At 63.0% G+C, this 12,520-nt stretch carries 13 protein-coding genes and 1 tRNA gene; 10 read left to right on the forward strand and 4 right to left on the reverse strand.

Annotation, left to right across the window (positions count from 1 at the left end; translation table 11 throughout):
- Window positions 1-48 precede the first annotated feature (48 nt).
- Window positions 49-125, forward strand: a tRNA-Met gene (locus tag POS17_RS25405).
- Between the two features lie 180 nt (window positions 126-305).
- Complete coding sequence (locus tag POS17_RS25410; protein ID WP_060841051.1) at window positions 306-1,145, forward strand: 5'-nucleotidase, lipoprotein e(P4) family; 840 nt, start codon at window positions 306-308, stop codon at window positions 1,143-1,145.
- 60 nt (window positions 1,146-1,205) lie between these two features.
- Here POS17_RS25410 and POS17_RS25415 read toward each other — a convergent pair whose 3' ends face one another.
- The 4 genes from POS17_RS25415 to POS17_RS25430 form a co-directional block, all read right to left on the reverse strand.
- On the reverse strand, window positions 1,206-3,686 hold the full coding sequence (locus POS17_RS25415; RefSeq protein WP_060841052.1) for a TonB-dependent siderophore receptor: 2,481 nt from the start codon (window positions 3,684-3,686) through the stop codon (window positions 1,206-1,208).
- Between the two features lie 119 nt (window positions 3,687-3,805).
- Window positions 3,806-4,747 carry a FecR domain-containing protein gene (locus tag POS17_RS25420; protein ID WP_231978981.1) on the reverse strand — a complete coding sequence of 314 codons (942 nt, stop codon included), beginning with the start codon at window positions 4,745-4,747 and terminating at the stop codon, window positions 3,806-3,808.
- Window positions 4,748-4,749: 2 nt separating this feature from the next.
- Window positions 4,750-5,262 carry a sigma-70 family RNA polymerase sigma factor gene (locus POS17_RS25425; RefSeq protein WP_060841054.1) on the reverse strand — a complete coding sequence of 171 codons (513 nt, stop codon included), beginning with the start codon at window positions 5,260-5,262 and terminating at the stop codon, window positions 4,750-4,752.
- 144 nt (window positions 5,263-5,406) lie between these two features.
- Window positions 5,407-6,399, reverse strand: coding sequence for a cytochrome-c peroxidase (locus POS17_RS25430; RefSeq protein WP_060841055.1), 993 nt, complete (start codon window positions 6,397-6,399; stop codon window positions 5,407-5,409).
- 247 nt (window positions 6,400-6,646) lie between these two features.
- Between POS17_RS25430 and ggt the strand changes: the two genes are divergently transcribed.
- The 8 genes from ggt (at window position 6,647) to POS17_RS25470 (ending at window position 12,399) form a co-directional block, all read left to right on the forward strand.
- A complete protein-coding gene (ggt, locus tag POS17_RS25435) occupies window positions 6,647-8,482 on the forward strand; it encodes a gamma-glutamyltransferase (protein WP_060841056.1) in 1,836 nt (611 codons plus the stop codon).
- 154 nt (window positions 8,483-8,636) lie between these two features.
- Window positions 8,637-9,131 (forward strand): GNAT family N-acetyltransferase, encoded by a 495-nt coding sequence (locus POS17_RS25440; RefSeq protein ID WP_060841057.1) that lies wholly within the window; start codon window positions 8,637-8,639, stop codon window positions 9,129-9,131.
- A 228-nt stretch (window positions 9,132-9,359) separates the two neighbouring features.
- Window positions 9,360-9,680 (forward strand): transcriptional regulator, encoded by a 321-nt coding sequence (locus tag POS17_RS25445; protein WP_172682028.1) that lies wholly within the window; start codon window positions 9,360-9,362, stop codon window positions 9,678-9,680.
- Window positions 9,667-9,984 (forward strand): helix-turn-helix domain-containing protein, encoded by a 318-nt coding sequence (locus POS17_RS25450; protein WP_053153790.1) that lies wholly within the window; start codon window positions 9,667-9,669, stop codon window positions 9,982-9,984. The genes POS17_RS25445 and POS17_RS25450 overlap by 14 nt, the downstream gene beginning before the upstream one ends.
- Before the next feature lie 462 nt (window positions 9,985-10,446).
- Complete coding sequence (locus POS17_RS25455; protein WP_060841058.1) at window positions 10,447-10,713, forward strand: DUF3077 domain-containing protein; 267 nt, start codon at window positions 10,447-10,449, stop codon at window positions 10,711-10,713.
- Between the two features lie 115 nt (window positions 10,714-10,828).
- A complete protein-coding gene (locus POS17_RS25460; protein WP_060841059.1) occupies window positions 10,829-11,131 on the forward strand; it encodes a type II toxin-antitoxin system HigB family toxin in 303 nt (100 codons plus the stop codon).
- A 5-nt stretch (window positions 11,132-11,136) separates the two neighbouring features.
- Window positions 11,137-11,508: a helix-turn-helix domain-containing protein gene (locus tag POS17_RS25465; RefSeq protein ID WP_060841060.1), complete on the forward strand. Its 372-nt coding sequence runs from the start codon at window positions 11,137-11,139 to the stop codon at window positions 11,506-11,508.
- Between the two features lie 78 nt (window positions 11,509-11,586).
- On the forward strand, window positions 11,587-12,399 hold the full coding sequence (locus POS17_RS25470; protein ID WP_060841061.1) for a MerR family transcriptional regulator: 813 nt from the start codon (window positions 11,587-11,589) through the stop codon (window positions 12,397-12,399).
- Window positions 12,400-12,520 lie beyond the last annotated feature (121 nt).

Below are 12,520 nucleotides of genomic sequence, written 5' to 3' on the forward strand. Positions count from 1 at the left end.
AAAAACGCTTGACGCATCGTCGTTCCGAGCGAATAATGCGCGCCACTTGGCTACATAGCTCAGTTGGTTAGAGCATAGCATTCATAATGCTGGGGTCCGGGGTTCAAGTCCCTGTGTAGCCACCAAGTACTAAAAACGGCTTACCGCAAGGTAAGCCGTTTTTTTATGCCTGCGAAAAAGTACCGGGGATTACGCCGCATTGATCCACAAACGCGACACCCGCATTGAGCACCGCCACTGGCTGGGATAGAACACTCCGGCAGTGTGTGTGAGAGCTGCGCCATCCTCACTTCAAGGGCTCGATAATGACAATAAAAAACCACGCAACTTCAGTCGCCCCCTGGCTGTTCTCGCTTCTGGCAATCGCCTGTACTCCAGCCTTCGCCGAACAGGCACCTACCCCGCCTTCCAACCTGTTGACCGCCGCCGTGGCCTGGAAGCAGACCGCCGCCGAATTCGAGGCGCTGTACTACCAGGGCTTCAACATCGCCCGCCTGCAACTGGACCGTGCCCTGCAGGAGCACAAGGCCGGCGACCGGCCGCTGGCGATCATCAGCGACGTCGACGACACCGTGCTCAGCAGCAACAGCTACTGGGGCTACATGATCAATTCGGGGAAAGAGTTCTTCGACGACGAGGCCTGGGACAAGTGGGTCGCGGACAATGGCCCGGTGGCCACTCCGGGCGCCGTGGAATTCCTCAAGTACGCCCAGTCCAAAGGCGTCGAGGTGTTCTACGTCACCAGCCGCGACCAGGGCGAAAAGACCTACGACTACGCTCTGGCCAACCTGCGCAAGAACCAGTTGCCCTACGCCGATGAACAGCACCTGACGGTGTACCGCGACAGCTCCAACAAGGAGCCACGGCAGCAGGAAATCGCCAAGGACCACAACGTGGTGCTGATGCTGGGCGACAACCTCAACGACTTCAAACGCAAGTACTACGTAGCCGACGTCAAACAGCGCAGCAGCCTGATGACCGAGGACAAGCAGCAGTTCGGGCGCAAGTTCATCCTCTTCCCCAACCCCACCGACGGCCATTGGTTGAAAGCAATCTTCGGTGATTCCGAACCGCCGGCCACGCCGGAAAACCGCGCCAAGTTCAAGGCGGCGGCCGGAGCTAACGCCTGGCAGGTGAAAGACTAACCACGCAACACCACAGCCCCCGCACAGGGGTGGTCATGGCTCCCTTCGAGCCATGACCCGCTACAGCGACCATCGCACCGTCACCATGGCATTGCGCGGTTCACCATAGATGTCATTGCCGTAGTAGGTATTGGTGCTGATGCTCTGGTAGTACTTCTTGTCGAAGACGTTGTTCAGGTTAAGCCGAAACTCAAGGTGTTCGGACGCCTGATAGCGAGTCATCAGGTCCACCAGGGCATAGCCTTTCTGTTCGACGTACATCGGCGTGCCCGAGTCGTAGAAATTCACATCCTTGTTGTAGATCCGGTTCTGGCTATAGAGCCCCCCGCCCACAGTCCAACGATGCAAGTCTCCCGGCAGTTGGTAAGTGGTAAAGGCCTTGAACACGTGACGTGGAATATCGGTGTCGAACAGGCGGCCGACATTGTCCTCGTTGCTGTCCTTGCGATACTTGGCCTGGGCATAGGTGTAGCCCGCCCCCAACTCCCAACCCGGCGCCAGCTTACCGTTGACCTCAAGCTCGATACCTTCGCTGCGCACCTCGCCGCTGGCTTCGTAGCACTGCAGGCTGGAGCACTGAGCGCTGACCACCTGCTTGGCGCGATTGACCTGGTCGATCCTGAACACCGCAGCGCTGGCGGTCAGGGCCCCCTCGAAGTATTCGCCCTTGATGCCCGTCTCGTAGTTCTTGCCGACTACGGGCTTGATCAAGCCACCGGAGCTGTCCACTTCCGCTTGTGGGCTAAAGACATCGGTGTAGCTGACATACACCGAGTGATGGGCGTCAAGGTCGTAGACCATGCCGGCATAGCGGGTGAGGTTGCGGGTGACCTTGTAGTCGGTGCTGGAGGCGGTGCGCACCCCGGCAAAGCGCGTATCCACATCGTAGTCGTACCAGTCCAGGCGACCGCCCAGAATCAGGGTCAGGGGCTCGGCGAGGCTAAAACGTGAGGTGAGGTAGAAGCTTTTCAGCTCGGAGTTGCGCTCCTGGCGCCAGTAATCCAGGTCCATCTGCGGCTTGGGCACGCTATGGGGATCGGGACGGTAGATGTTGGTCCGCGTCTCGTTGTCCTGGAAATTGCCCTTGCCGCGAAAGGCCAGCTCACGCTGACTGGCCCCCACCACCAGCTCATGCTCACGCCCGAACAGGGCAAACGGCCCGGAAGCGAAGAGGTCGTAGCTGCCTTGCTGATCCTTGTAGTGGTACTGACCGACGTACTGGCCGAACTCGTCGAAATCGGCGCCGAAACGCTCGGTCATCGAACCGAGCATCTGCAAGTCGGACCAGGACTTGCTGGCCGACAGCAACAATTTCCAGGCGTTGTCGAAGCGGTACTCCAGGCGACCAAAGGCCGTGACGTTGTTCTGATCCCAGTACTCCCAGTCACTGCCCAGGTAGGCCGAGCGCGACAGGGGTAGGTGCCGGCCGTCAATCGCCGCAGGCAGCCCGCCCCAGGTCGTGGTGGTGTGCGACGCCTGATTGGTAGCGCCCACGGTCAGCGTGGTGTTGTCATTCAAGTCGGCCTCGACAATGCCGTAGAACACCGAACGCTCGGCATCGGCCACGTCCTGGAAACTGTTCTTGCTCTGGTAGGCAGTCACCAGGCGCCCGCGCAACGTGCCACTGTCATTGAGGGCACTGGAGGCATCGATTTCGCTGCGGTAATTGTCCCAACTGCCGGCACTGGCAGTGATGCTCAGACGCGGTGCGGCAGTGGGCCGCTTGCGTACCATGTTGATCGCCGCCGAGGGGCTGCCCGTCCCCTGCATCAGGCCAGCGGCGCCACGCATGACTTCGACCCGATCGAAGATCGCAGTGTCGGCCGCAGTGCTCATGTCCCGGCTCAGGTAATGCGACATGTCGTTGGCCAGGCCATCGACCATGAGGTTCTGTACTTCAAAACCCCGCGAATAGAAAATCGGCCGCTGGGGTCCGTCCTTGGTGATGGAAATGCCCGGGGTGCTCTTGAGCACATCCTCCAGGCTTTGCATGTTCTGATCGTCCATGCGCTGGCGGGTGACCACGGTCACCGACTGTGGAGTCTCGCGAATCGACAGGGCCAGCTTGGTGGCCGTCTGCATGGCACCGGTGGTGTAGGAACCGGTGTCTTCGGTGGTGGTACCCAGAGACACGCCGGTGATCTGGGTCGGCCCCAGATGCAGCGCCGCCCCCGTCGGCAACTTGACCAGGGTATAGCGCGCCGGGCCTTCCTGGCGCAGCTGCAAGCCACTGCCGGCCAACAGCTGCGCCACGCCCTGACTGAAGGAATAATGGCCCTTGAGCCCCTGGGTAACGAGCCCCTGGGTCTGACTGGAGCCAAAGGACAGGGTAACCCCGCTGGCCGCGGCAAACTCGCTGAGCGCAGTACCCAGTGCCCCTGGCGCAATGTTGAATTCCTGCGCTTCGCCCACCGCCTCCTGGGCCAGGGCCAACGGCGCAACACAGGTGGCCGCCAGCAGCGTGCCAAGGGTGATGCTCAACGCCTTGCGATTGAAACTGCGCCGCAAGGCGGCCTGGGTGAAACGACTCCGGTGGCTCATGTACGCGTCCTATGCCATAGCAGTAAAGGCGGCTGATTGACCGCTCTACTGATGAGCCGAACGCCAGGCGGAATCGGCAAGGCGCATTGACGATTTTTCTTCAAGCGACCATTCGCCCGTCACGCTTGCACACGCACCCAGTACCTGGAAAACCGGCGCACCCTCACCGGCAACGACAATGGCAGGTTGGCCAGCACCCCATCGATATCATCCAGGCGGAAGGCCCCGCTGATGCGCAGTTGCGCAACTTCATCCGCACACCCCAGGTAGCCAGGGCGGTAACGACCCAGCTCACGGATGAAATCCGCCAGTCGCCAGTCAAGCGCCACCAACTGGCCCCGGACCCAGGCACTCTCGGCATTGTCCGCCACCCGCAGGGCACCCATCTGCCCGGAGCCGAAGGTCAGCGCCTGGCCTTCGGCGACCCTCCGGGCATGTTGCGGATCATCGTTCAGGCGCACCTCCACCGCATGTTGCTGAACCGATACTTGGCTGAAGGCCGGCTCCAGGCGCACATCGAAACGGGTGCCCAGGGCCCGGATGCGGCCATGGGCAGTTACCACCAGCAAAGGACGCGCCGGGGCCCGGTCTGCGGCCGTGGTGACCTGGATCTCGCCCTGACGCAGGAAGATCAGCCGTTCTTCATGGCTGTAGGCAACGTCGACCCGGGTATCGGTATTGAGGTGCAGCCGCGTGCCGTCGGCCAGCAGCTCTTCCCGGCGCTGGCCGGTGCGCGTGGCGAAGTCGGCGCTGTAGGGAGACAGCCGATAGCCGCCCAGCAACGCCGAGCCGCCAGCCATCAGCAGCAGTACCTTGAGGCCCTGGCGGCGCTGGATGCCCATTTCCGACAAGACCGGCAAGGCAATATCCTGCGGGACCCCACGCAACTGCTGTTGCAGCCTTTGCACCCGGGCCCAGGCTCGCGCATGTTGCGCATCGGCGCCAAGCCACTGCTGCCAGGCCTGTTGCTGCGCCGCGCTGACCTGTTGATCGTTGAGGACCAGGTACCAGTCCACCGCTGCCTGCAGGTGGGCCTTGTCCAGGGGAGGAGGCGACGGCACGTTCAATCGTCCATCAGTTGTATGCATTGCAGCAGTGCCTTGCCCAGATGATTCTTGACGGTGGTCACCGACACCCCCAACTGCCGCCCGACCTGCACATAGCTCAGGCCGTCCAGCTGCACCATGAGGAAAATCTGCCGGGTGCGCGTGCCCAGTCCGTCGAGCAAGGCATCGATGGCCAGCAATGACTCGATGATCAAATGATGGGTTTCAGGTGAAATGTCCTGAGGCTCCGGACGTGCCGCCAAAGCCTCCAGATAGGCCTGTTCCAGAACTCTGCGGCGCGCCTTGTCGATCAGCAGGCCGCGGGCGATGGTCGCCAGGTAATGACGGGGCTCTCGCAGTGCCGGCAACTGGCGCAGCGACAGCATCCGCACGAAGGTGTCCTGGGCCAGGTCTGCGGCATCGGCACAGTTGCCGGTGCGGCTGCGCAACCAGCCCTTCAACCAGCCGTGGTGGGCGCCATACAGATCTTCGATCTCCAGCGATATTGAAGCCTTGACCCCTGCGTCCATGATTGACCGTCGCTAATGATAATATCTCTCATTATTATCCAGCCGTTTTTTCATGACAACAGAGCGCCCTTCCCGGCAGACCTGAATGCCGCATGCCTGGCCTTTCCGGAAAAACCGCAGCACGCTGCGGTTTTTCCACCCAGGTCAGTTGAAGGGTTGTGGACGCGGTGTCTGCGCCGAGGACGGCGGCAGGATCGGCAGCTTGAAGTCCGGTTGATCGCCGGTCAGGGTCTCAAGGAAGGCCACGATCTGGCCGACCTCCTCGGTGCCCAGCTTGCGCCCCAGTTGCAGCCGGGCCATCACGTCCACCGCCTCTTCCAGCGTCCAGTAAGCGCCGTCATGGAAGTAAGGGTAGGTCAGCGCCACGTTGCGCAAGGTCGGCACCTTGAACAGCATGCGGTCGGCGTCCTTGCCGGTCAGCCCGGCCACGCCCTGGGCCGGGTTCTGGGTGACGTAGGGTTCGATCATGCCCATTTTCTGGAACGAGCCACCGCCCACCGCTTCGCCGTTGTGGCAGGCCACGCAGCCGATGGACTTGAACAGTTGGTAGCCCTTGAGCGCGGTGGGGCTGATGGCCGCCTTGTCGCCCTTGAGCCAGCGGTCGAACGGCGCATTGGGCGTCACCAGGGTGGCTTCGAAGGCGGCAATGGCGTTGGTGGCGTCGTCGAAGCTGATCTCATCGTTGCCATACACGCGCTTGAACGATGCCCGGTACTGGGGAATGGAGCGCAGCACCTCCACCGCCAGTTCATGGGTAAAGCCCATCTCCCCCGGGTTGGTGATCGGACCGCTGGCCTGTTCCTGGAGCGTGGCCGCGCGGCCATCCCAGTACTGCGCAAAGCTCAGGCCGGAGTTGAGCACCGTGGGCGAGTTGATCGGCCCCTGGTGCCAGTTGTGACCGATGGAGGTGGGCAGGTTGTCGCTGCCGCCCATGCTCAGGTTGTGGCAGGAGTTGCAGGAGATGAAACCGGATTTGGACAGGCGCGGGTCGAAGAACAACTGCTTGCCCAACTCCACCTTGGCCACATCGGTGATCTTCGCCGGCTGCACCGGCAGGATCGGCTCGCTCGGCGTCTCGCCCCGTACCTCGCCCCCCAACAGCAATCCGAACACAAGTAACCACTTACAACCGTGCATGGCGTCCTCTCATCAGGCTTATGGTTTGCTGCACCATGTGCCCAACCTCCCCCAGCCGCCCTGACTCAGATCAATCGGTGGCCGGGTGCACGCCTGCCTGCGACCCTATGTACAGGGCCGCTGAGCAGCGCCTTGCCACTGGCCCAGCGCACGGTCATGGCCACCTGCCGGCCCTGCTGTCGGTGCCACTGCTGTACATTCCCCTCCACGGACGACACCTCATTTCCCAGTGAACGGAGCTCAACGCGTGTTCTCGATCTTCCCTCCCCGTCACCCCCGACTCCTCAGCCTCGGCCTGCTGGCCGCCGCCCTCAGCCTCAGCGCCTGTAACAACCCGCCCTCTTCCACTGCCCTGCCTGCCGCTCCGGAAATCGCTTCGGGCTACCGCACCGACATGCAGACCCGGCACGCCGACAAACACATGGCGGCCGCCGCCAACCCGCTGGCCGCCGAAGCCGGACGCGAGATGCTGCGCCAAGGCGGCTCGGCCATCGACGCGGCGATTGCCATGCAAGCGGTGCTGACCCTGGTGGAGCCGCAGTCCTCGGGGATTGGCGGCGGCGCGATGATCGTGCTCTGGGACGGCAAGGCCGTGCGCACCTATGACGGCCGGGAAACCGCACCCGCTGGCGCCACCGAGACACTCTTCCTGCAGGCGGACGGCAAGCCGATGCCCTTCCCTCAGGCGCAGATTGGTGGACGCTCGGTGGGCACCCCGGGCGTGCTGCGGGCCCTGGAAATGGCCCACCAGAAACACGGGCGCCTGCCTTGGGCGCAATTGTTCGAACCGGCGATCCGCCTGGCCGAGCAAGGCTTCGCTATCTCGCCACGGCTGCACACCATGATCAGCGCCGACCCGTTCCTGGCGCGCTCGCCGGACATGGCCGCGTACTTCCTCAATGCCGACGGCACGCCGAAAGCCGTGGGCACCTTACTGAAGAATCCACAGCTGGCCGCGGTGCTCAAACGCATCGCCCAGGAAGGCCCGGACGCCCTGTACACAGGCCCGGTGGCCGCAGAAATCGTCGCCAAGGTCCAGGGCCACGCCAACCCCGGCAGCCTGTCGCTCAATGACCTGCAAGGCTACCGCGCCAAGGAGCGCGCGCCGCTGTGCAGCGACTACAAGCGCTGGCAGGTGTGCGGCATGCCGCCGCCCTCTTCCGGCGGCGTGGCGGTGGCGCAGATCCTCGGCACCCTGCAAGCCCTGGAACAACGCGACCCGCGCTATGCCCTGGCCAACCTCAAGCCGCAGCAAACCAACCTGCCGGCCGGCCTTGAGCCTGCGCCGCAAGCGGTGCACCTAATCGCCGAAGCCGAGCGCCTGGCCTACGCCGACCGCGGCCTGTACGTGGCCGACAGCGACTTTGTGCCCGTGCCGGTGGCCGGCCTGATCGCCCCGGACTACCTGGCCCGGCGCGCCGCGCTGATCAGCGAGCGCAGCCTGGGCAAGGCCGAGCCGGGCCAGCCCCGGGGCATCCAGGTGGCCTACGCCCCGGACCGTTCGCCGATGCGCATTTCCACCTCACAAGTGGTGGCGGTGGATGACTTAGGGGGCGCGGTGTCCATGACCACCACGGTGGAAGCGGCCTTTGGTTCGCACCTGATGGTCCAGGGCTTCATGCTCAACAACCAGCTGACCGACTTCTCCTTCATCCCCGAGGAAAACGGCCAGAAGGTGGCCAACCGCGTCGAACCGGGCAAGCGCCCGCGCTCGTCCATGGCCCCGACCCTGGTCTTCGACCGCGCCAGCGGCGAACTGCTGGCCAGCGTCGGCTCCCCGGGCGGCTCGCAGATCATCGAGTACGTGGCCAAGTCGCTGGTGGGCATGCTCGACTGGAACCTCGACCCGCAAGCCGCCGTCGGCCTGCCCAACTTTGGCAGCCGCAACGGCCCCACCGAACTGGAGAAAGGCCAGTTCAGCCCGGCCCTGAAGCAGGCACTGCAAGCTCGGGGACATGAGGTCAACGAGATCGACATGACCAGCGGCACCCAGGCCATCGTTCGTGTGCGTGATGCCCAGGGCAAGGCCTCCTGGGCCGGCGGCGCCGATCCACGGCGCGAAGGGGAAGCGCTGGGGGATTGAGGGTTATCGGATGAACCCGAGGGCTGGCCGTGAGGCTGGCCCTTTTTTGTGGGCAGAGCCCCGGGGCACTGTATGCAAAATTTCGCCGCGGTCTGTGTCTGACCCGGCCCGGGGATCTGCCCTAGCATCGTCCCTGTCCACCGAGGAACCGACGATGAACGAAATTGCCGCCAACCTTGATCTCCCGGGCCTGAGCCCACGACCCCTGATACCCCAGGACCTTGAACTGATCTGCCGCCATCGCCAGGCGATGTTTCTCGATGCCGGCCAGGACCTCTGCACCTTGCAGGTGATGACCGAGCACTTTCGCCCCTGGTTGCGCGAACGCCTGGAGGACGGCCGCTACTACGGCTTCGCCCTGATGGACGCCGAGCAGAGCGTGGCCAGCATCGGCCTGATGAGCATCGACTGGCCGCCCCACCCTTCCCATCCGACCCAGGATCAGCGCGGCTATGTGCTCAACGTCTACGTCGAACCGGCCTACCGGCGCCGCGGCCTGGCGTCGGCGCTGATGAAACTGGCACAGGCCGAGTTCCGCCAGCGCGGGCTGGGCTTTGCCGTACTGCATGCGACCGAGGCCGGCAAGCCGTTGTATCAGGGGCTGGGTTGGGCCGCGACCAGTGAGATGGCGAAGGTGTTGGAAGCTTGAGTTAGCTGCTCTGGATCATAGAGCCGCACTGAGCAGAGTTGCCCGAGTTTCAGGTCATGCAAAAGGTGACATCGAAGGCATGGATCACACACAAGAAAGCGAATGGGCTGACTGGAAATCAGGACTCCGCTCATTGGCGTTGCAACTCCACGTTCTTAATCTTTCAGGAGTCATCTCCTAGCACTCACCATTGCCGCAAGGTACGTCAAAGACGTAGAATCCTCCCGCATGCTGACGATCATAGAATCTCCGCTGTTTTCCAGACTCTGGCCCGATTACTGGTCCGAAGAAGAGCGTGGAGCGTTCATGACGTTTCTTGCCAACGACCCGGAGTCCGGCGTTGTCATTCCGGGTTCTGGCGGTTGCAGGAAAATCAGATGGAGCGTTGATGGACGTGGAAAAAGTGGCTCGGTGCGGGTCATCTATACCACCCAGCTCGCATGCGGAGCCCTGGTTGCGTTGGTGATCTATGGCAAAGGCGCTACCGAAAACATTCCAGCGCCTGTTCTGCGCAGAATCGCGAAGGAGATGAATCATGCCCCTTACTGAAGAAGAACTATTGGCACGTGATGCCAAGCGCAATATCGGCCAGGAGCTTCTGGACGCGATCATCGATGTCAAAGCCGGCCGTCACGGCAATACCCACAGCATTCCACTCACCAAGGCCGCCGAAGCCCGCGGTAAAACCGGGTTGTCACAACCCAAGTTTGCCCAACTGCTTGGCGTGTCGGTAAGGACCCTTCAAGAGTGGGAGCAAGGTCGGCGCTCGCCTTCCGGAGCGGCCCGTTCATTGCTGCATATCGCGATGCTCAGGCCCGATGTATTTCGTGAGGTGCTGGCACAACCTCTGTAGCCGCTGCCGCAGGCTGCGACAAGGACCGAAGGGCCTTCGGCGCCAGGGAGATCGCTGCGACCTCCGGTCGTTCGCAGCCTGCGGCAGCGGCTACAGGTCGGTTCACATAAAGTCGCAGCAATGCCGTTGCGACACCCTCCCCACCTCGCTATCCTTCGCCCGTCGCTGCAACATCAGCGAACGGGCTTGGCGGCCCGAACCACGAAAGGCGCAATAGCGCCAAAACACGAATGCAGGCGCTTTTTTTGTGCCCGCATTTCTGTGTCATGGCGGATTGCGCAGGGACCCCTTCGGGGGTGCCGGTTCCTTTCGTGCCGGTCCGCCAACCTTGTGCAATCCGCCACCCAAATCTGCTTGGCGGCAGACGGTGGTGGTTCCCAATACGAAAGGAGTCGTCACCATGCATCACACTCGAAATCCGTCTTCCCCACACCTCCCGTCACACAAAACCGGAGGTGCCCGATGACCACTCAATCGCCCCTGACCACCCTCGGTGAAATCCGCTTTTCCCATTGCGGCGAACACCTGCATCCGCTGTTTCGCGTGAATGCCGACGTGCCGATCAGCGATGCCCTGGAGCACGCCTCGGCGCTGTTGCATCTGGCAAAGCAATTCACCCTGGAGGCGGCCATGGAGCCGGGCTGCGACCGCTATGCTTGGGCGGCACACCACCTGGCAGAGATGGGCAAGGCACTGATGGACGACGTGCACGCCACGCTCTCTGCATGACCTGATCGTCCCTGAGCCGACGTCGCCGGCGCGGGCAGATCCAACGATCTGCCCGTACGTCGCCTGACGCACTCAGCGACTTGTTTAAGTCCCATCACGGGACTAGGATCGCGCCATGAGAATTATTGCAGTCAGTCAGTTGAAGGCCTTCTGGGAGAAGTACCCGGATGCAGAGCAGCCTTTACTGGCTTGGGTCGATGAAGCAAGGAATGCCGAGTGGTCCAACCCTGCGCAAATCAAGGACCAGTATCGCAACGCGAGCATTCTCAAAAGCCGCAGGGTGGTCTTCAACATCAAGGGCAACGAGTATCGACTGGTCGTTGCCGTGGCCTATCGTTTCGGCGCGCTGTACATCAAGTTCGTAGGCACCCACCGGCAGTACGACGCCATTGATGCCGACAGCGTAGACATGGAGTAACCCAGATGAACATCCGCCCTATCCACACCGACCAGGACTACCGCGCCGCGCTGCAAAGCGTCTCGCCCCTGTTCGACAACGAGCCGCAGCCCGGGACACCTGAAGGCGATTACTTCGACGTGATGATCACCCTGATCGAGGCGTACGAAGCCAGGCAGTTTCCCCTGGACCTGCCCAACCCGATCGAGGCGATCAAGTTCCGCATGGAGCAATCCGGCTTGTCCGCCGCCGACCTGGCACCCGCCATCGGCCGCACCAACCGCGTCTACGAGGTGCTCAACGGCAAGCGCGCGCTGACCCTGCCGATGATCTGGAAACTGCACCAACTGTTCGGCATCCCGGCCGAAAGCCTGATCAAGCCGAACAAGTCGTCCTGAGCATCACTGCCGGGCTTGAGCTTGCCCTTGGGTAAAGGCCCAACCTGCCTGGCAACCCAACACCACCAAGGACGCTCCATGCTCACCATCGGACAAATGGCCCGCTGCCACGGCCTCACCACCAAGACCCTGCGCCATTACGACAGCATCGGCCTGTTCACCCCGGCCCTCACCGGCCGGGACAACGGCTACCGCTACTACAGCCCGGAACAGATCGTAACCCTGGGCCGCATCGTCTGGCTGCGGCAGTTGGGCATGTCCCTGGAAGACATCCGCACGCTGGCGGACCAGGGCGGCCTGGACAGCGTGCTGCACATGCAGCAGTCGCTGCAGGAGCATGCCCGGCAGCTGGAAAGCGAGATTGCCCGCAGCCAGAAAGTGCTGGGTCACCTGCAACGCTACCTGGCCCAGCCACAGCGCCAGATCCCTGCCCCGCAGACGCCGCAGAAGGTGTTCCTGGCCCGGCAACGGATCATCGGCATGGCCTGGCAGCAGGATGACCCGGGCTCCATCGCCGAGCTCTGGCAACGCTTCGAACCCCGGGAGCAGGAAATCCAGCGCCTGGCCGAGCCGGTGGGCACCTACGGCATCTGCCAGCCCCTGGAAGACGGCCAGTGGCGCTATGTCGCCGGCTTGCCGGTGGCCGCCGATGCGCCCCTGGTGCCGGGCATGGTCGAGCTGGACATCCCCGCCCGCCACTACGCCCGGGTCGAGCATCACGGCACCGTGGCCACCCTGCCGGAAACCTTTCGCGCCGCCTACAGCGAATGGCTGCCCGCCGCCGGGATGATGCCGATCGAAGCGGTGGAGTTCGAATACACCGGCGAGCGTTTCCTGGGGCCCATGCACCCGGACAGCGTGGTGGAGCTGTACATCCCGCTCAAGGCCTGAAACATCCGCAAGGCGGGCCGCCCCACAGGCAACCGCTGGTCTGGCGCTGCCTTTGCAGCGCGGTCTGTCAGCAAAAGTGCCTCGGATACCGCTATGCTCTGCAGCCATTCCCAGGTTACCG

The organism is Pseudomonas sp. Os17 (assembly GCF_001547895.1).
In the GTDB taxonomy this organism is placed as follows: domain Bacteria; phylum Pseudomonadota; class Gammaproteobacteria; order Pseudomonadales; family Pseudomonadaceae; genus Aquipseudomonas.

Bases quoted from the DNA above. Each gene is read 5' to 3' on its own strand.
- POS17_RS25410 (WP_060841051.1), top strand. From the start codon at position 306: ATGACAATAAAAAACCACGCAACTTCAGTCGCCCCCTGGCTGTTCTCG.
- POS17_RS25440 (WP_060841057.1), top strand. From the start codon at position 8,637: ATGAACGAAATTGCCGCCAACCTTGATCTCCCGGGCCTGAGCCCACGA.
- POS17_RS25455 (WP_060841058.1), top strand. From the start codon at position 10,447: ATGACCACTCAATCGCCCCTGACCACCCTCGGTGAAATCCGCTTTTCC.
- POS17_RS25445 (WP_172682028.1), top strand. From the start codon at position 9,360: ATGCTGACGATCATAGAATCTCCGCTGTTTTCCAGACTCTGGCCCGAT.
- POS17_RS25415 (WP_060841052.1), bottom strand. From the start codon at position 3,686: ATGAGCCACCGGAGTCGTTTCACCCAGGCCGCCTTGCGGCGCAGTTTC.
- POS17_RS25460 (WP_060841059.1), top strand. From the start codon at position 10,829: ATGAGAATTATTGCAGTCAGTCAGTTGAAGGCCTTCTGGGAGAAGTAC.
- POS17_RS25425 (WP_060841054.1), bottom strand. From the start codon at position 5,262: ATGGACGCAGGGGTCAAGGCTTCAATATCGCTGGAGATCGAAGATCTG.
- POS17_RS25450 (WP_053153790.1), top strand. From the start codon at position 9,667: ATGCCCCTTACTGAAGAAGAACTATTGGCACGTGATGCCAAGCGCAAT.
- POS17_RS25465 (WP_060841060.1), top strand. From the start codon at position 11,137: ATGAACATCCGCCCTATCCACACCGACCAGGACTACCGCGCCGCGCTG.
- POS17_RS25430 (WP_060841055.1), bottom strand. From the start codon at position 6,399: ATGCACGGTTGTAAGTGGTTACTTGTGTTCGGATTGCTGTTGGGGGGC.
- POS17_RS25470 (WP_060841061.1), top strand. From the start codon at position 11,587: ATGCTCACCATCGGACAAATGGCCCGCTGCCACGGCCTCACCACCAAG.